The sequence below is a fragment of the Streptomyces sp. NBC_01381 genome (genome assembly GCF_026340305.1).
In the GTDB taxonomy this organism is placed as follows: domain Bacteria; phylum Actinomycetota; class Actinomycetes; order Streptomycetales; family Streptomycetaceae; genus Streptomyces.
Genome location: NZ_JAPEPI010000001.1, coordinates 4,078,728 through 4,097,311, shown reverse-complemented (window position 1 = coordinate 4,097,311; position 18,584 = coordinate 4,078,728). Strand labels below are relative to the sequence as shown.

The 18,584-nt window shown below is 70.5% G+C and carries 14 protein-coding genes; 8 read left to right on the top strand and 6 right to left on the bottom strand.

Annotated features, from left to right (window positions below):
- The first annotated feature begins 168 nt into the window (after nt 1-168).
- Together OG453_RS19095 and ptsP are read left to right on the top strand one after the other, a co-directional pair.
- On the top strand, nt 169-618 hold the full coding sequence (locus OG453_RS19095; protein WP_266869131.1) for a PTS glucose transporter subunit IIA: 450 nt from the start codon (nt 169-171) through the stop codon (nt 616-618).
- A gap of 77 nt (nt 619-695) precedes the next feature.
- Nucleotides 696-2,366, top strand: coding sequence for a phosphoenolpyruvate--protein phosphotransferase (gene ptsP, locus OG453_RS19090; protein WP_266869130.1), 1,671 nt, complete (start codon nt 696-698; stop codon nt 2,364-2,366).
- An 82-nt stretch (nt 2,367-2,448) separates the two neighbouring features.
- On the opposite strand, the gene OG453_RS19085 is transcribed toward ptsP, so the two are convergent.
- A complete protein-coding gene (locus tag OG453_RS19085; protein ID WP_266869129.1) occupies nt 2,449-3,342 on the bottom strand; it encodes a hypothetical protein in 894 nt (297 codons plus the stop codon).
- A gap of 79 nt (nt 3,343-3,421) precedes the next feature.
- Nucleotides 3,422-5,404: an acetoacetate--CoA ligase gene (locus tag OG453_RS19080; RefSeq protein WP_266869128.1), complete on the bottom strand. Its 1,983-nt coding sequence runs from the start codon at nt 5,402-5,404 to the stop codon at nt 3,422-3,424.
- A gap of 213 nt (nt 5,405-5,617) precedes the next feature.
- On the opposite strand from OG453_RS19080, the gene OG453_RS19075 reads away from it, so the two are divergent.
- Entirely contained in the window at nt 5,618-7,999 is a 2,382-nt protein-coding gene (locus OG453_RS19075) for a TIM-barrel domain-containing protein (protein ID WP_266869127.1), read from the top strand.
- A 26-nt stretch (nt 8,000-8,025) separates the two neighbouring features.
- Here OG453_RS19075 and OG453_RS19070 read toward each other — a convergent pair whose 3' ends face one another.
- Nucleotides 8,026-8,556 (bottom strand): NUDIX domain-containing protein, encoded by a 531-nt coding sequence (locus OG453_RS19070; protein ID WP_266869125.1) that lies wholly within the window; start codon nt 8,554-8,556, stop codon nt 8,026-8,028.
- Between the two features lie 72 nt (nt 8,557-8,628).
- Here OG453_RS19070 and OG453_RS19065 point away from each other — a divergent pair, with 72 nt between their 5' ends.
- The 5 genes from OG453_RS19065 (at nt 8,629) to glpK (ending at nt 13,822) form a co-directional block, all read left to right on the top strand.
- The gene (locus tag OG453_RS19065; protein ID WP_266869124.1) at nt 8,629-9,435 is read left to right on the top strand and encodes a M15 family metallopeptidase; all 807 of its coding nucleotides are present in this window, start codon (nt 8,629-8,631) and stop codon (nt 9,433-9,435) included.
- Between the two features lie 102 nt (nt 9,436-9,537).
- Nucleotides 9,538-9,963, top strand: a complete 426-nt coding sequence (locus OG453_RS19060; RefSeq protein ID WP_266869927.1) for a Zn-ribbon domain-containing OB-fold protein — start codon at nt 9,538-9,540, stop codon at nt 9,961-9,963.
- Complete coding sequence (locus OG453_RS19055) at nt 9,960-11,150, top strand: lipid-transfer protein (protein ID WP_266869123.1); 1,191 nt, start codon at nt 9,960-9,962, stop codon at nt 11,148-11,150. Before OG453_RS19060 ends, OG453_RS19055 begins: the two co-directional genes overlap by 4 nt.
- 371 nt (nt 11,151-11,521) lie before the next feature.
- The gene (locus tag OG453_RS19050; RefSeq protein WP_266869122.1) at nt 11,522-12,277 is read left to right on the top strand and encodes an MIP/aquaporin family protein; all 756 of its coding nucleotides are present in this window, start codon (nt 11,522-11,524) and stop codon (nt 12,275-12,277) included.
- Between the two features lie 24 nt (nt 12,278-12,301).
- Complete coding sequence (gene glpK / locus OG453_RS19045; RefSeq protein WP_266869121.1) at nt 12,302-13,822, top strand: glycerol kinase GlpK; 1,521 nt, start codon at nt 12,302-12,304, stop codon at nt 13,820-13,822.
- Between the two features lie 65 nt (nt 13,823-13,887).
- Here glpK and OG453_RS19040 read toward each other — a convergent pair whose 3' ends face one another.
- The 3 genes from OG453_RS19040 to OG453_RS19030 are packed head-to-tail and all read right to left on the bottom strand — an operon-like array spanning nt 13,888 to nt 18,575.
- A complete protein-coding gene (locus OG453_RS19040) occupies nt 13,888-14,493 on the bottom strand; it encodes an ATP/GTP-binding protein (RefSeq protein ID WP_266869120.1) in 606 nt (201 codons plus the stop codon).
- Nucleotides 14,474-18,145 (bottom strand): hydantoinase B/oxoprolinase family protein, encoded by a 3,672-nt coding sequence (locus OG453_RS19035; protein ID WP_266869119.1) that lies wholly within the window; start codon nt 18,143-18,145, stop codon nt 14,474-14,476. The genes OG453_RS19040 and OG453_RS19035 overlap by 20 nt, the downstream gene beginning before the upstream one ends.
- Nucleotides 18,146-18,170: 25 nt before the next feature.
- Entirely contained in the window at nt 18,171-18,575 is a 405-nt protein-coding gene (locus tag OG453_RS19030) for a DUF742 domain-containing protein (protein WP_266869117.1), read from the bottom strand.
- Nucleotides 18,576-18,584: the final 9 nt, after the last annotated feature.

The window sequence follows — 18,584 nt, the reverse complement described above, 5'->3', positions numbered from 1 at the left end:
CATGGGGCGCTGGGGTGGCCGCAAATCGTTTGTGCAGTGCCCCTACTCAGTCAACCGGGACCTCTCGCGCGGAACCGGGACTTTTTATGACTTACGCTTCTGAACAGTGCGCCGTCCGGGACAGGCAGTGACGGCGGCTACGAATCTCCGCCCCCTGGGAGGCATGCCATGACCAGCGTGACGTCACCGCTTGCAGGACGCGCCATCGGGCTCGCCGCAGTACCGGACCCCGTGTTCTCCGGTGCGATGGTCGGCCCCGGTACGGCCATCGACCCCGCGCGTGAGCCCTCGGCGGCTGTCGCTCCCGTCGACGGCATCGTCGTCTCGCTTCACCCCCATGCCTTTGTCGTCGTTGACGACCAGGGGCACGGCGTGCTGACGCACCTGGGCATCGACACCGTACAGCTCAATGGTGAGGGCTTCGAGCTGCTCGTCAACAAGGGTGACACCGTGCAGCGCGGCCAGGAGATCGTGCGCTGGGACCCGGCGAGCGTCGAGGCGGCCGGCAAGTCTCCTATCTGCCCGATCGTGGCACTCGAGGCCACTGCCGAGTCCCTCAGCGGGCTCGTCGAGGATGGTGACGTCAAGGCCGGGGACTCTCTCTTCAGCTGGAAGTGACGTCATCGCCGTCCCTGACGGCAGGTAGGACATCCACCGCGGCGGCTGGGCCCGTCGCTCTATTGGAGACGGGTGAAATGGAGACAACGCTGCGAGGCGTCGGCGTGAGCCACGGTGTGGCGATCGGCGAAGTTCGGCACATGGGGACGGCGGTGCTCGAGCCGCCGGCCAAGCAGATTCCCGCGGAAGAGGCCGAGCGCGAACAGGGGCGCGCCCGGCAGGCCGTGGAGGCTGTCGCGGCCGATCTGATCGCGCGCGGCAATCTGGCCGGTGGGGAGGCGCAGCACGTACTCGAGGCGCAGGCGATGATCGCCCAGGACCCCGAGCTCATGTCCGACGTCGACCGCCGCATCACGGTCGGCAGCACGGCGGAGCGCGGCATCTACGACGCGTTCTCCCACTACCGCGAACTGCTTGCCGGTGCCGGTGAGTACATGGCCGGTCGTGTCGCTGACCTCGATGACGTACGGAATCGCATCGTCGCGCGGCTGCTCGGCGTTCCGATGCCGGGTGTGCCGGACAGCGATGAGCCCTACGTCCTGATCGCGCGCGACCTCGCGCCCGCGGACACAGCGCTGCTCGACCCCGCGCTGGTGCTCGGCTTCGTCACCGAGGAAGGCGGGCCGACCAGTCACAGCGCGATTCTCGCGCGGGCGCTCGGTGTGCCCGCCGTTGTCGCTCTGCCGGGTGCGGGTGAGCTCGCCGAGGGCACCGTTGTGGCCGTGGACGGCAGCACCGGTGAGATCTTCGTCGACCCGAGTGCGGAGAAGCGGAGCCAGATGGAGGCCGCGGCCGCCGAGCGGAAGGCTGCGCTCGCCGCGTCGACCGGTCCGGGTGCGACGTCCGACGGTCACAAGGTGCCGCTGCTCGCCAACGTCGGCGGTCCCGCCGACGTGCCGGCGGCGGTGGAGGCTGGCGCCGAGGGTGTCGGTCTCTTCCGTACCGAGTTCCTGTTCCTCGACGACAGCACCAAGGCGCCGTCGGAGGAGAAGCAGGTCGAGGCGTACCGCAAGGTGCTCGAGGCGTTCCCCGAGGGCCGGGTCGTGGTGCGTGTGCTCGACGCGGGAGCCGACAAGCCGCTCGACTTCCTGACGCCCGCCGATGAGCCGAACCCGGCGCTCGGTGTGCGGGGTCTTCGGTCGCTGCTGGAGCACCCCGATGTGCTCCGTACGCAGCTGACCGCGCTGGCCAAGGCCTCTGAGGGGCTGCCTGTCTACCTCGAGGTCATGGCTCCGATGGTCGCGGACCGTGCCGACGCCAAGGCGTTCGCGGACGCGTGTCGCGAGGCGGGGCTGCAGGCCAAGTTCGGCGCCATGGTGGAGATTCCGTCGGCGGCGCTGCGGGCGCGCTCGATCCTGCAGGAGGTCGAGTTCCTCTCGCTGGGCACCAACGACCTGGCCCAGTACGCCTTCGCCGCCGACCGCCAGGTGGGCGCGGTGTCGCGGCTGCAGGACCCGTGGCAGCCCGCGCTGCTCGACCTCGTCGCGCTGTCCGCCGAGTCGGCCAAGGCCGAGGGCAAGAGCTGTGGTGTCTGTGGCGAGGCGGCATCCGACCCGCTGCTCGCGTGTGTGCTGACCGGTCTCGGCGTCACCTCCCTTTCCATGGGTGCGGCGTCCATTCCTTATGTGCGGGCGACGCTCGGCAAGTACACGCTGGCCCAGTGCGAGCGCGCTGCGGCCGCCGCGCGTGCCGCGGACAGCGCCGAGGACGCGCGGAAGGCCGCTCAGGCGGTTCTGTCCGGCGAGTAGCAGGTGCGTGCGGGCCGCTTGGTCCGCTGTGTGAAGTGCGAGGGGCGTTCCATCCGATGCGGGTGGGGCGCCCCTCGGGCGTTCAGTGGCGGTGTCCCCCTTCGGTCGCGTCGTCTCCGATGGGCGGTGCCGCGCAGTAGTCGACGCCGGATTCCGGGGCGACGAGGTCGCCCGAGATGGCGTCCGTGCAGTACGCGTCGAAGACTTCGGCCGCGGTGAGGGGCAGCAGGCGCTCGCCGTGCAGGCGCCAGCCTTGGACGCGGTCCGGCCTGCCGTCGGCGGTCGTGCGCATCACCAGGCCCGCGGCGCCGTGGGTGGCGATGCCGACGGCGAGGACCGTGGTGAACTCCAGGGCTTCGGTTTCGTCGAGCCGTGTGATGGCCTCGGTGTCCTGTTCGACGTGCAGCGCGGCGAGGAGAGTCTCCTGGGCGGCGGGCAGGCTGCAGACCAGGTGCCGGGTGCCGGGGCCGGTGGTTTCCAGGAGCCGGACGAGCAGGTCCGATGCCCGGTCGAAGGCGGCCCTGCCGATGTCCTCGCCGCAGACCGCGCACGCGCCGAGCCCGGCCAGGAGCATCGTGGCGTACTCCCAGGTGGCCTGGCGGACCGCCTCGTCGACGAGGTCGGGCAGGAGGTCCGAGAGCGACTGGCCGTCGTAGGGGACGGTGGGCCCGGTGGAGGCCAGCTCGGCGGTGAAGCGGGTACGGCTGGCCGGTGCGTCCGGTTCCAGGCCGCTGTCTGCGCAGTACTCCTCGTACTCCTCTGGGTCGAAGAGCGCGATGGTGGTGTGCCGGCCGTCGGAGGCGAGGGAGCGGAGCAGGCCTTCGGCCTGGCTCAGGTAGGTGGTGTGGTCGTCGAACGTGAAGGTGCGGTAGCGGCGCATCGCCGCGAAGTCTTCCTCGTCGGCCAACAGACCGATGGTTCCGGCGACTTCGCGGCGCAGTGCGCGTCGCATGGTGCTTTGTTGCGTGCGGCCCATGATTCCCCCTGCGATCTGTTGATCAATGCTCACTCACGGTAACGGGAGGCACTGACAACGGCCGCGGGACGGGAGTTGATCATGAGCGTCGGCGGCCCAGTTCCTCGTAGAAGCGGAGCAGTTCGAGGTTGTCCACCGATCCCGCGTTGACCGCCTTGTCCAGTGTGGCGCCTTGGAGCAGGCGCTTGACCGGGACCTCGATGCGCTTGCCGGTGAGGGTGTGCGGGATGCCGGGGACCTCGATGATCTCGTCGGGCACGTGGCGCGGGGAGAGCTGTGTGCGGATTGACTGCTTGATGCGGTCACGCAGAGCGTCGTCGAGGGTGGCGCCTGCGGCGAGGTGGATGAAGAGCGGCATCCAGTAGCCGCCTTCGGGTTCTTCGACGCCGATGACGAGGGATTCGCGGATCTCCGGGAGGCGTTCGACGACCTCGTAGATGTCGGCCGAACCCATGCGTACGCCTTGGCGGTTGAGCGTGGAGTCGGAGCGGCCGTGGATCACGACCGAGCCGCGCGAGGTCAGGGTGATCCAGTCGCCGTGGCGCCACACTCCGGGATAGGTGTCGAAGTAGCTGTCGTGGTAGCGGCTGCCGTCGGGGTCGTTCCAGAAGTGGATCGGCATGGACGGCATCGGGTTGGTGACCACGAGTTCGCCGACCTCGTCGATGAGGGGCTTGCCTTGAGGGTCCCAGGACTGGAGGTCGGTGCCGAGGCCGGGGGCCTGGAGTTCGCCGATGTGGACGGGCAGGGTCGGCACGGCGCCGGCGAAGCAGGAGCACACGTCCGTGCCGCCGCTGACGGAAGCCATCCAGAGGCCGCCCGGCCTGTCCGCGAACTCGTCGTGCAGCCAGCGGAATCCGTCGGGCGGCAGCGGGGAGCCGGTGGTGGCGACGCACTGGACGCGCGAGAGGTCGAAGTCGCGGGCCGGGTGCACGCCCGCTTTGCGGCACGCCATGACGTACGCGGCGGAGGTGCCGAAGAGGGTGGCCCCCGTGCGTTCGGCGATGCGCCACTGGGCGCCGGTGTCGGGATAGCCGGGGCTGCCGTCGTAGAGGACGATCGTGGTGCCCGTGAGGAGGCCGGAGACGAGGAAGTTCCACATCATCCAGCCGGTGGACGTGTACCAGAAGAAGCGGTCGTCGGGGCCCAGGTCGCAGTGCAGGCCGAGCTGCTTGAGGTGTTCGACGAGGATGCCGCCCTGGGACTGGACGATGGCCTTGGGCAGCCCCGTCGTGCCGGACGAGTAGAGCACCCACAGGGGGTGGTCGAAGGACACCGGTTCGAAGACGGGGGCGGTGTCCGATGCGGTGAGTGCGGACCACTCCAGGGCGCCTTCGGGGGCCTCGGTGCCAAGCAGCGGGATGTGGATGACGGCGCGCAGGGTGGGCAGTTCGCGGCGCAGCTCGGCCACGGCGTCGCGGCGGTCGTGTTCCTTTCCGCCGTAGCGGTAGCCGTCGACGGTGAACAGGATGACCGGTTCGACCTGCTGGAAGCGGTCAAGGACGCTGCGGGCGCCGAAGTCCGGGGCGCAGGAGGTCCAGACGGCGCCGACGGCGGCGGTGGCCAGGAAGGCGACGACGGCCTGCGGAATGTTCGGGACGTAGCCGCTGACGCGGTCTCCGGGGCGTACGCCGAGTGCGCGCAGCTCCGCCGCCAGGGAGCCGACCTGGCGGCGCAGCTCTGCCCAGGTCACCGGTACCGGCTCGTGGGTCTCGTCAACATGGAGGAGGGCGGGGTCGCCCGCGCGCGTGGGATCCTCCGCGGCGCGCAGGGCGTGTTCGGCGTAATTGAGCGTGGCCCCGGGGAACCATTCGGCGCCCGGCATGGAGCGGTCGCCGAGCACGCGCGCGTAGGGCGTCGAGAACCGTACGTCGAACCAGTCGGTCACGGCCTTCCAGAACGTGTCCAGTTCCGTCACCGACCAGCGGTGCAATGCCGCGTAGCCTCCGTCGGCGGGCGCTCCGTGGTGCTCGGCGGCCCACGCCTGGAAGCGCGTGATCCGCGCGCCGGCGATCCGATCCTGGTCGGGCTGCCAGAGCGCTGAAGGGTTCGCTGAGGACATGGGGCGGCTCCCGGGCTGTACGCGTCGTATGCGTGTGTGGTGCGCGCGTGCTGGTGTGCGCGCGACACGGCTGAAAAGGACGATGCCATGTGATCGATTTCGGCACCAGGGTGAGCCTCACACAGTCGGCGCGGCGACTGTGTGCCGTCACCCCAGGTGAACGGCAGTTGAACGATCCACACACGCGGCTTCTTCGGTGGCAGGGTGAGCAGCATGAACGGTCGTGACCTGGTGCGTTCGATGAAGGCGGTCGGTTTGGTCGGTACGGCGCAGGGGTTGCGTACGGTGCGGTCCTCTTGGCGGATGAAAAGGGCGGACGCGGCCGGGCTCACCCCCCGGGGTGTCGAGCGCGCGCGGGTGCCCGGTCCGATGACGGGCGTCGAGCCGGGGCCCGGAGGCGGGGTCGTGCGGTTCGCCCGTTCCGAGCTGCGGGTGCGGGTCACGACGGGCGGGGCCATCTTCTGGGGGTGGGACGGGGCGGAGCCCGATCCTTCGTACGCGTTGGTGAACGGGAGTCCCGAGGCGGATCCGCGGGCCGTCCTCGAGCCCGACAAGGAGGGCGGCTGGCGGGTGGTGTCGGAGCGGGCGACGGTTGTCATCTCGCGGCACGGTGCCGTCGAGCTGCGCACACCCGGCGGTCTCATGCTGCGCCGTGATCTGCCACCGCGCTGGTGGGAGCCGGTCGGCGGGGGCGCGGCGCGCTGGTTCCAGCGGTCGCAAGTGGCGGCGGACGCGCGGTTCTTCGGGCTCGGGGGGCGTGCGCAGGGGCCGCGGCTGCGGGACGGGACGTACCGGCTGTGGAACTCCGACCCCGGGGGTGCGTTCGGGCCAGGCGACGGACCGCTGTACATCACCATGCCCGTGCAGCTGGTGGCGGCCGATGTCGGCTGCCATCTGGTCTTCCACGACAACACGTGGGACGGGACCGTGGCGGTGCGCGAGGGCCAGGAGGGTGCGGGATCGGGGCACGACCGGCTGGGTTCGTGCGAGGTGCGCATGGCGGGCGGGCCGCTGCGGTGCTGGGTCATGGTGGGCACTCCCGCGCGCGTGCTGCACACCTGGGCGTCCCTGACGGGGCCGCCGGCGCTGCCGCCCGCCTGGGCGCTCGGGCACCACCACGCCCGCTGGGGCTTCGGCGGTGAGCAGGAGGTGCGGCGGATCGTGGCGGGCTACCGGGATCGGGAGCTGCCGCTGGACGCCGTCCATCTGGACATCGACCACTACGAAGCGCATCAGGTGTTCACCGTCGACAAGGAGACCTATCCCCATTTGCCGCAGCTGGCCGACGAGTTGCTCGAAGGCGGTGTGCGGCTGGTGTCGATCGTCGACCCGGCGGTGAAGGCCGAACGGGGCAACGAGGTGTACGACAGCGGCACCACGTCCGACGCGTTTGTGCGGGACGCGGCGGGGCGGACGGTGCGCGGGGTCGTCTGGCCGGGTGAGGCGGTGTTTCCGGACTTCACCGACGCACGGGTGCGCGAGTGGTGGGGCGGGCTCTACAAGGAGCGTCTGGCGCAGGGTTTCGCGGGCTTCTGGCACGACATGAACGAGCCGGTGTCGTTCGCCGCCTTCGGGGAGCCGACGCTGCCGCGTTCGGCCCGGCACGCGTTGGAGGGGCGCGGCGGCGACCATCGGGAGGCGCACAACGTGTACGGCCTCGGCATGGCCCGTGCCGGGTACGAGGGGCTGCGTGAACTGCATCCCCAGGAGAGGCCGTTCGTGTTCTCGCGCTCCGGGTGGGCGGGGATGCAGCGCTACGGAGGGACCTGGTCCGGGGATGTCGCCACGGGCTGGCCGGGCCTGCGGGCCTCGCTGGCGCTGGTCCTCGGTCTGGGGCTGTGCGGTGTTCCGTATTCGGGACCCGACGTGGGCGGGTTCGACGGCCATCCGTCGCCCGAGCTGTATCTGCGGTGGTTCCAACTGGGGGCGTATCTACCGCTGTTCCGTACGCACGCGGCGCTGCGGGCCGGGCGCAGGGAGCCCTGGGAGTTCGGCCCCGACGTGCTGGAGCACGCGCGCGTGGCGCTCGTCGAGCGCCGGCGGCTGCTGCCGTACTTCGTGACGCTGTCGCACCTGGCGCGGCGTACGGGGACGCCGTACGTGCGGCCCTTGTGGTGGGGCAGTCCGGAGGACCGGGGGCTGCGTGACTGCGAGGACGCGTTCCTGCTCGGGGACTGTCTCCTGGTGGCGCCGGTGCTCGAGCCGGGAGCCGTCCGCCGCACGGTGCGGCTGCCTCGGGGACGTTGGTACGACACGGCCACCGGGAAGGCGTACGAAGGACCTGCCCGGGTGCTCCTGGAGGCGCCGCTCTCCCGGGTGCCGGTGCTCGCGCGGGCCGGTGCGGTGCTGCCGGTGCGGGGCGCCGACGGAGGGCTCGAACTGGAGGTGTGGGCGCCCGCTCCGGGGCGTACCGGTGGCGGCCTGGTGATCAGGGACGCCGGTGACGGGTGGCAGGAGCCGGACATCGAGCGGTTCGCCGCGCGGTGGATCGACGGGCGTGTGGTGATCGAACGGGACGGCAGGGACGGCGAGGAGGCCGCGGGCGATGTGGGGCTGCCGGTGACGGTCCGAGGTGTGGCGCAGGCTTCCCCGTAGCCATCGGCGACGGCCCGCCCAGGGCGTCAGTAGCGCCCGTCGAACCAGGCGCGCACCGCCAGCGTGTGCAGAGGGAAGGCGAGTTCGGCCGGGCGGTGGAGGAGGTGCCAGCCGTCCGTCTCGTCCGTCGGGGCGGAGCGGGGCAGCTCCGCCGCCGGGCGCTCCGGGAGCAGGCCGAAGAGCAGCAGGTATCCGTCGGGCGCGCTCAGCGCATCGGCTAGGCGGACGTCGTGGCTCGCCGCGCTGATGCCCGTCTCCTCCTTGAGCTCGCGGACGACGGCGTGCCGCCAGTCCTCCCGGTCGTCGATGAAGCCTCCGGGGAGGGCGACTCCCCCGCGCGCGGGGGCGATGGTGCGGGTCACGACGACCAGGGCGGTGCCCTTGGTGTCGTACACGGGCTGAAGGGCCACCGCTACGGGCAGCGGATTGCGGTAGGCCACGGCGCCGCAGTCCTGGCAGGTGCGGGGCCAGCCGGTCAGGTGCTCTCCGTAGGGCGCCCCGCAGCTCGAACAGTGGGAGTCCGGAACGGGGTTGGCGCGGTGCTGGGATGCGGACACGCCGCGGACTGTATCCGATCGCCCTGGTGCGGTCTTTCGCTCGGGGACCTGATCCTGATAGATGCAGGGTTCATGACAGGAATCGCCTCCGCCCCGCGGAATCTCGCCGTCACCGCCACCGCTCTCCTTGCCGTGGCCGCCACCTCCGCACCCGCCCACGCGAAGCCCGAACCCAAGGCCCCTGACGGGTTCGTGGCGTTGCGCGACGTCGACCCGACGATCATCCAGGAGATGCGCTACATCACGCCGCACAACTTCGTGGGCGAGCCCATCGACGGCTACAAGAAGCCGATGTGCATCCTCACGGATCCGGCGGCCAAGGCGCTGCACAAAGCCCAGCGCAAGCTGCTGCGCCAGGGCTACTCCCTGAAGGTGTACGACTGTTACCGGCCACAGCGGGCCGTCGACCAGTTCGTGCGCTGGGCCGAGGACCTCGACGACGAGCGCATGAAGGCGGAGTTCTATCCCCATGTCGACAAGTCGCGGCTGTTCGAGGACGGTTACATCGCCGCGAAGTCCGGGCACAGCCGCGGCTCTACGCTCGATCTGACGGTCGTGAAGCTGCCCGCCCTGCCCACGCGCCCCTACGTCCCCGGAGAGGCGCTCGCACCCTGCTACGGACCCCAGGACGAGCGCTTCCCCGACAACTCCGTGGACATGGGGACGGGGTTCGACTGCTTCGACACCCTCTCCCACACGGACGACCCGCGCATCACCGGTGAGCAGCGGGCCAACCGGGATCTGCTGCGGGGCGCGCTGACGGATGTCGGGTTCGTGAACCTCCGCGAGGAGTGGTGGCACTTCACCTTCAAGCCCGAGCTCTTCCCCGACACCTACTTCGACTTCCCCGTGGCGCGCCGCTCACTGAACGGGAAGTAGGAACTGCAGCGCTACTGACGGGATCCGGTTGCCCGTGGCACACTTCTGACGTTCCGTCAGATCCAGTGTCGTGGAGGAGCCTTGTCGCGTACGCGTACTCCCGTGGTGGCCGACTGGTTCGCCGGGGAGGGAGACAGCTTCCGTCTTCTGGGCACGCGCTGCTCGGAATGCGCCTGTGTCTTCTTCCCCCGCGAGGACGGCTTCTGCCGCAATCCCGGCTGCTCGGGCGGCGAGCTCGACGAGGTGCCGCTCTCGCGGCGCGGCCGCGTCTGGTCGTACACCGACAGCCGCTACCGGCCTCCCGCGCCCTATGTGTCGGATCCGGAACTCACCTGGCGTCCCTACACGTTGATCGCTGTAGAGCTCGAGGCCGAGCGCATGGTGGTGCTCGGACAGTCGGTTCCGGGGGTCACCGTCGCCGATCTGGAGGTCGGCATGGAGGTGGAGGTCGTCCCCGGCGTGCTCAACGAGGACGCGGAGACGACCTGGACGACGTGGTACTGGCGGCCGGTGGGGGTGAGCGCATGACCAGCGAGGTGGCGGTGCTCGGCGCGGGCATGCACCCGTGGGGCAAGTGGGGCCGGAGCTTCATCGAGTACGGCACGGCGGCGGCCCGCGCGGCCCTCGCCGACGCCGGCGTCGACTGGCGCGAGGTGGGTTCGGTCGTCGGCGCGGACACCGTGCGCGGCGGGTATCCGGGGTACGTGGCGGGGGCGACGTTCGCGAAGGCGCTCGGCTGGCAGGGCGCGCGGGTGTCGAGCGTGTACGCCGCGTGCGCCTCCGGAGCCCAGGCGATCAACACGGCGCGTACGCAGATCCTTTCGGGCCTGGCCGATGTCGTCCTGGTGGTCGGGGCAGATGCCGCGCCCAAGGGGTTCTTCCGGCCCGCGGGCGGGGACCGTCACGACGACCCCGACTGGCTCCGGTTCCGCGTCCTCGGCGCCACGAACCCCGCCTACTTCGGCCTTTACGCGCGCCGTCGGATGGCCGTGCACGGCGACACACTGGAGGACTTCGCCCAGGTCAAGGTGAAGAACGCGGCCGCGGGATCGCTCAATCCGAACGCGCGCTACCGCAAGACCGTCACGGCGCAGGAAGTGGCCGAGTCCGCCACGGTCGCCGACCCGCTGCGGCTGCTCGACATCTGCGCGACCTCCGACGGAGCGGCGGCGCTCGTGCTCTCCAGCATGGAGTTCGCCCAGCGGCACGGCGCGACCAGCCCAGTGCGAATTCGGGCCGTGTCCACGGTCACGCCGACGTACCCGAACACCGTCCTGGACCTGCCGGACATCGCGACGGACTCGGCGGCCGTCGTTCCGCCGGGCGATCTGACCTTCCGTGCCTCCATCGCGCATGCCGCGTACGAGGAAGCGGACATCGGGCCGGACGACCTCTCCTTGGCGGAGGTGTACGACCTGTCCACCGCTCTTGAACTGCAGTGGTACGAGGACCTGGGGCTGTGTGGTGAGGGCGAGGGGGCCAAGCTGCTGCGGGAGGGGGCGACCGCTCCGGGCGGTCGCATACCGGTCAATGCCAGTGGCGGACTCGCGTCCTTCGGAGAGGCCGTCCCCGCTCAGGCCATCGCCCAAGTGTGCGAGCTGACCTGGCAGTTGCGCGGTGCGGCGGGGGCGCGGCAGGTACCGGGGGCGCGCGTGGGGATCACCGCGAACCAAGGGCTGTTCGGCCACGGATCCTCCGTCGTGGCGGTGCGCTGAGTCCTGCCACCGGTCATCGGCAGGTCTGTACGGAGGAAGGCATCGCGCCGGTTAACCGTTGCCGTCCGCGACCTTGACGCTCCATCACCACCGGTGAACACTTCCGGTGTCAGTCGGCATCGCCGCACTTCGGCTCCGCGCCATTCAGGGCCCCTGTACGCGCGAAGGGTCTGCACGAAGGGCCTGTTCAGCGGGTCATCCCCCATGGGCGATTCGACTGCGACGGCACGCTCGCCATCGATGCCGGGCGGGGCGCGGGACACTCCTGCCCTCGGCTGAAGTCGCTGGGCGTAGCCAGGCAGTAGTCATGGGAACGCACCCTGCACGGAGTACCGGGGACCAGCGCCCCGGGCGAGGGCCTAGGAGCCGCCATGTACTCGAATGGGGACATCTTCGTCGGTGAGATCATCGGCACCGCGATTCTGATTCTCTTCGGCGCCGGCGTATGCGCCGCCGTCACCCTGAACTATTCCAAGGCGAAAGCCTCCGGATGGATCGTCATAGCCTTTGGCTGGGGCTTCGGCGTGCTCGCGGGCGCGTACACCGCCGCGCCGCTCTCCGGCGGCCATCTCAATCCGGCCGTCACGATCGGCATCGCCGTCGAATCCGAGAAGTGGGACAAGGTCTGGATCTATCTGCTCGGGCAGATGATCGGCGCCATGATCGGTGCCGTACTCGCGTACCTCGTCTACTTCGCGCAGTTCAACGCCAATGTGCCGCGCGGCGGCAAGAGCGACGGGGAGAGCGTGGACGAGCCGTTGCCGACCCTGGGCATCTTCTCCACCATCCCGGAGATCCGTAACCCGGTCGCCAACCTGCTCACCGAGATCATCGCGACGATCGGCCTGGTGCTTCCGCTGCTCGCCTTCGGCCTGACCAAGGGCCTCGGCGAGTCCGGCACGCTCGTCCTCATCGTCGCCTTCCTGGTCGTCGGCATCGGCCTCTCCCTGGGCGGGCCCACGGGCTACGCCATCAACCCGGCCCGCGACCTGGGCCCGCGCATCGTGCACACCTTCCTGCCGATCCCGAACAAGGGCACATCCGACTGGAGTTACGCCTGGATCCCCGTGGCCGGGCCCCTGATCGGCGGAGCCCTCGCAGGTCTCATCTACAACGCAGCCTTCTGACTCAAGCTGACTCAAGGGGTAGCCATGCCGGACAACTCCGAGAAGTTCGTCGCCGCCATCGACCAGGGCACCACCTCAAGCCGCTGCATCATCTTCAATCACGCGGGCGAGATCGTCGCCGTCGACCAGCGCGAGCACCGCCAGATCTTCCCCAAGCCGGGCTGGGTGGAGCACGATGCCACCGAGATCTGGTCCAAAGTGCAGGCGGTGGTCGCCGGGGCGATCGCCAAGGCCGGGCTGCGTGCCGACCAGCTCAGCGCCCTCGGCATCACCAACCAGCGTGAGACGACGGTCCTGTGGGACCGCGCGACGGGCAAGCCGGTGCACAACGCGATCGTCTGGCAGGACACCCGGACGTCGGCGCTCTGCAACGAACTGGGCGGCGCGGACGGCCAGGACCGGTTCCGCGAACAGACCGGTCTGCCGCTCGCGAGCTACTTCTCCGGGCCCAAGGCCGCCTGGCTGCTCGACAACGTGCCCGGTCTGCGGGCCCGTGCCGAGCGCGGCGAGATAGCCTTCGGCACCATCGACTCCTGGCTGATCTGGAACCTCACCGGCGGCACGGACGGCGGCGTCCACGTCACCGACGTCACCAACGCCGGGCGCACCATGCTGATGAACCTGGCCACGCTCCAGTGGGACCAGTCGATCCTGTCCGCGATGAACGTCCCCGAGGCGATCCTGCCGGAGATCAGGTCGTCGGCCGAGGTGTACGGCACAGCGGTCGGGCAGCTCTCCGGAGTGCCGGTCGCCTCCGCGCTCGGCGACCAGCAGGCGGCGATCTTCGGCCAGGCCTGCTACGACACCGGGACGGCCAAGAACACGTACGGAACGGGCAGTTTCCTGCTGCTCAACACCGGGAACAGGCCCGTCCCCTCCAAGAACGGGCTGCTCACGACCATGGGCTACAAGATCGGCTCCGAGGCACCCGTCTACTGCCTCGAAGGGGCCATCGCGATCACCGGCGCCCTGGTGCAGTGGTTCCGCGACCAGCTCGGCATCATCCGCAGCGCCGACGAGATCGAGCCCCTCGCCGCGAGCGTGGAGGACAACGGCGGCGCGTACATCGTGCCCGCGTTCTCCGGCCTCTTCGCGCCCTACTGGCGCTCGGACGCCCGCGGCGTCGTCACCGGCCTCACCCGGTACGTGACCAAGGCGCACCTCGCACGCGCCGTCCTGGAGGCGACCAGCTGGCAGACCCGCGAGGTCGTCGACGCCATGTACCAGGACTCCGGGGTGCAGCTGCGGAGCCTGAAGGTGGACGGCGGGATGACCAAGAACAATCTGCTGATGCAGCACCAGGCGGATGTGCTCGGCGTTCCGGTGATCCGGCCGCGGGTCTCCGAGACGACGTGTCTGGGTGCCGCGTACGCCGCCGGGCTCGCGACCGGCGTGTGGAACGACCTGGACGAGCTGAAGGCCCACTGGCAGCGGGACGTGGAGTGGACGCCGGTGATGGACGCGGAGTCGCGCGACCGCGAGTACCACAACTGGCACAAGGCGGTGGAGCGGAGCTTCGGCTGGCACGAGGACGGCGCGGGCTGAGCCGAGAATGACCGCGGCCCGTACCCCGGTCGGCGGGGGTACGGGCCGTGACGCTGCCTGCGGAGTCAGGTGGTCGCGGGCTCCCTGGCCGCGGAGGCCACCGACATCGCGTGCTCCACGACGCCGATCAGGACTTCCTTGACGGACTGCCGCTCGCGGGCGTCGCACAGCAGCACGGGCACTTCGGGGTCGAGGTCGAGCGCCTGGCGCACGGCTTCGGCGGGGTAACGGGACGCCCCGTCGAAGCAGTTGACGCCGACGACGAAGGGTATGGAGCGCCGCTCGAAGTAGTCGACGGCGGCGAAGCAGTCCTCCAGGCGGCGGGTGTCGGCGAGGACCACGGCGCCGAGCGCCCCCGTGGCCAGCTCGTCCCAGAGGAACCAGAAGCGGTCCTGCCCCGGGGTGCCGAAGACATAGAGCACCAGGTCCTCGCGGAGTGTGATGCGGCCGAAGTCCATGGCGACCGTGGTGGTGTGCTTGCCCGAGACGCCGCTGGTGTCGTCGACGGGGCGGCCCGCCTCGCTGAGCGGCTCCTCGGTGCGCAGCGGTTTGATCTCGCTGACCGCGCCGACGAGGGTCGTCTTGCCGACGCCGAACCCGCCTGCCACCAGGATCTTCAGCGTGACCGGCTCGACGGGGGCCTTGCCGCGCTCAGAACGCTTGAAGATCATCGCTCGCTTCTCCTGCATCAGTGGTGGCACGTGCTTCGGGGGTGTCACGTGCGTCTGTGGTGTCGCGCGGGGCCGGTCCGTATCCGCCGCCGCCAGGGGTTTCGATCACGAGTACGTCGCCGGCGCCCAGGTCGGCCGAGTCGCTTCCGTGGAGCACGAGCACGCCGCCGTCGGCGCGCTCCACACGGCCCGTGCCGAGCGCTCCCGGGCTGCCGCCTGCCATGCCGTACGGGGCCACCCTGCGGTGCTGTGACAGCGTGGAGACGGTCATCGGCTCGCGGAAACGGATGCGCCGTACGGCCCCGTCCCCGCCGCGCCACCGCCCTTCGCCGCCGCTGCCGTGCCGCACCGCGAACTCCTCCAGGAGCACGGGCAGCCGCCACTCGAGGACTTCGGGGTCGGTGAGCCGGGAGTTGGTCATATGGGTCTGGACGACGGACGCCCCGTCGAACCCGTCGCCTGCCCCGGATCCCGACGCCACGGTCTCGTAGTACTGGTGGCGGTCGTTGCCGAAGGTGACGTTGTTCATCGTGCCGGAGCCCTCGGCCTGGACGCCCAGGGCGCCGTACAGCGCTCCGGTGATCGCCTGTGAGGTCTCGACGTTCCCGGCGACGACGGCCGCCGGCGGTTCGGGGGCGAGCAGCGAGCCCGGCGGCACGACGATGCGCAGGGGGCGCAGACAGCCGTCGTTGAGCGGGATGTCCTCGGCCACCAGGGTGCGAAAGACGTACAGGACGGCTGCGTTGACCACCGCGAAGGGCGCGTTGAAGTTCGTGGCGAGCTGGGGCGACGTACCGGTGAAGTCGACGGTCGCCGAGCGGTTCTCGCGGTCGACCGTGACGCGCACCCGGATGACGGCTCCGGAGTCGGTTGGATAAGCGAACTCGCCCTCTTCGAGGGTGTCGATGACGCGGCGTACGGCCTCTTCGGCGTTGTCCTGGACGTGCCGCATATACGCCTGGACCACGTCGAGCCCGAAGTTCCCGATCATGCGGGCGACTTCGTCGACGCCCTTCTGATTGGCTGCGATCTGGGCGCGCAGGTCGGCGAGGTTGGTGGCCGGGTTGCGGGAGGGGTAGGGGGAGTCGGTGAGCAGGGCCAGGGTCTCGGCCTCGCGGAACCGGCCGCCTTCCGCCAGCAGCCAGTTGTCGAAGAGGATGCCCTCCTCCTCGATGGTGCGGCTGTCGGCGGGCATGGAGCCGGGGGCGATGCCGCCGATCTCCGCGTGGTGCCCCCGGGAGGCCACGTAGAAGAGGATCCGCTCCCCCGGGGTGCCGTGTTCCCCCGGAGCGTCGAAGACCGGCGTGATGACGGTGACGTCGGGGAGGTGAGTGCCGCCGTGGTAAGGGTCGTTGACGGCGTAGGTGTCTCCGGGGCGCATGGTCGTGCCGCGGCGCCGGATGACCTCCTTCACGCTCGTCCCCATGGAGCCCAGGTGCACGGGGATGTGCGGGGCGTTGGCGACGAGACTGCCGTCCGGGTCGAAGAGCGCGCAGGAAAAGTCCAGGCGCTCCTTGATGTTGACCGACTGGGCCGTGGACTCCAGGCGGGCGCCCATCTGTTCGGCGATGGACATGAAGAGGTTGTTGAAGACTTCGAGGAGGACGGGGTCGGCCTCCGTGCTCGCGGTGGAACCCTCGGGCTCCGCCACGCGTTCCATGACCAGGTGTCCTTCGTCGGTCATGGCCGCCTGCCAGCCGTCGTCCACGACCGTCGTGGCACTGGTCTCGGTGATGATCGCGGGTCCGGTGACGGTCTCCCCCGGCGGCAACTGCTCGCGGCGGTGCAGGAGTACGTCGCGCCAGGCGCCGCCCGTGTGCAGGCGGACGGTCTCCGGTGTGCCCCGCCGGGCCTCGCCGGCCAGCACCGAGAGATCCGGCTGCTCGGTGACTCCGGTGGCCTCCACGGAGAGGGCCTCGACGACGACGGGCCGGTCCAGGGTGAAGGAGTAGGTGGTGCGGTGGCGGTCCTCGAACGCACGGATCATGGCGTCCGGTTCGGCGAGCTGCACGGTCAGCGTGGTGTCGGTGCCGTCGTAGCGCAGTTGGGCACGGCGCGTGACCTGTACGCGGTCCACGGGCACGTCCTCGGCGAGGAGTTCGGCGCGGGCCGCCTCCTCCAGGTGGTCGGCGGTCTTCAGGACGCGCGGCATCGCGGACGGCTCGAGGCGGACCTCCACGGACTGCTCGCGCATCGCCGTGGTGTCGGCGAGGCCGATGCCGAGCGCGGAGAGCACACCCGCCATCGGCGGTACGAGGACGGTGCGGATGCCCAGCGAGTCGGCGACCATGCACGCGTGCTGGCCGCCCGCGCCGCCGAACGTCGTCAGGGCGTAGCGCGTGACGTCGTGGCCCTTCTGGACCGAGATGCGCTTGACGGCGCCCGCGATGTTGGCCACCGCGATCTGCAGATAGCCCTCGGCGACCTGCTCCGGGGTGCGGTCGTCGCCGGTGCGCTCCCGGATGTCGCGGGCCAGGGCGGCGAAGCGGTCGCGGACGAGCGTCTCGTCGAGCGGCTGGTCGCCGTCCGGTCCGAACACGCGGGGGAAATGGGCGGGTTGGACACGGCCGAGCGCGACGTTCGCGTCGGTGACGGTGAGCGGTCCGCCGCCCCGGTAGCTCGCCGGGCCCGGCGTCGCGCCCGCCGAGTCGGGGCCCACGCGGTAGCGGCTGCCGTCGAAGTGCAGCACGGAGCCGCCGCCCGCGGCGACGGTGTGGATGTCCAGCATCGGCGCGCGCAGGCGTACCCCCGCGATCTGCGTGGTGAAGACCCGTTCGTACTCGCCCGCGTAGTGCGACACGTCCGTGGAGGTGCCACCCATGTCGAAGCCGATGACCCGGTCGAAGCCCGCGCGCCGCGACATGCGGGCCATCCCGACGATGCCGCCGGCGGGACCGGACAGGATGGCGTCCTTGCCGCGGAACTGGCCGGCCTCCGTGAGGCCGCCGTTGGACTGCATGAACATCAGCCGCACGCCCCGCAGTTCGTCCGCGACCTGCTGGACGTAGCGGTGCAGTACGGGCGACAGATAGGCGTCGACGACGGCGGTGTCACCGCGCGGGACGAGCTTCATCAGCGGGCTCACCTCGCTGGAGAGCGAGACCTGGGGGAAGCCGGTCCGCGCGGCGAGTTCGCCGATCGCCCGCTCGTGCGCGGGATACAGATGGCTGTGCAGGCAGACGACGGCCACGGAGCGGATCCCGTCGTCGTACGCCTTCTGGAGCGGTCCCGCGAGGGCCTCCAGGTCGGGCGTGCGCAGCAAGTCGCCGTCTGCGGTGACGCGTTCGTCGACCTCGATCACCCGCTCGTGCAGCGAGGCGGGCAGGACGATCTCGCGCGCGAAGATGTGCGGGCGGTTCTGGTACGCGATGCGCAGGGCGTCGCCGAAGCCGCGGGTGATGACCAGGGCGGTGGGCTCGCCCTTGCGCTCCAGGAGGGCGTTGGTGGCGACGGTGGTCCCCATGCGGACGGCCTCCACAGGCGCGCCGGGGGTGTCGGCGAGGAGTTCGCGGATCCCCGCGACGGCCGCGTCGGCGTACCGCGCGGGGTTGTCCGACAGGAGCTTGTGGGTGAGCAGCCGGCCGTCCGGACGCCGCGCGACGATGTCGGTGAAGGTGCCGCCCCTGTCGACCCAGAACTGCCAGCCAGTCACGTCTCACTCCCCGCTTCCGCGCTGTTCAGAGCGCCCGGAGGCCGTTGATCACGTCGCGCAGAATACTCTCGTCGGGCAGTTCCGCGGGGGGTACGGGACGTGTCACGTGCACCAGTTCGTCGTCGACGAGATCGCCGATGAGGACCCGGATCACGCCGATGGGAAGGTCGAGTTCGGCCGCCAGTTCGGCGACCGACTGAGGGCTGTCACGGCAGAGCCCGACGATGTCCACATGCTCCGGGGACAGCGTCTGGTCGGTCTCCGGGTCGTCGGCCCTGGCCTCGGCGATGACGACCGCGATCAGGTCGAGGCGGTGCTGGGCCGGACTGGTGGTGCGGCCGCGTGTCATGGCATAGGGACGCACCACGGGCCCGGCGTCGTCGTCGTACCAGCGATGCGTCCCCTGTGTCCCCTGACCGTCTTCGCTCATGCCCTCCCG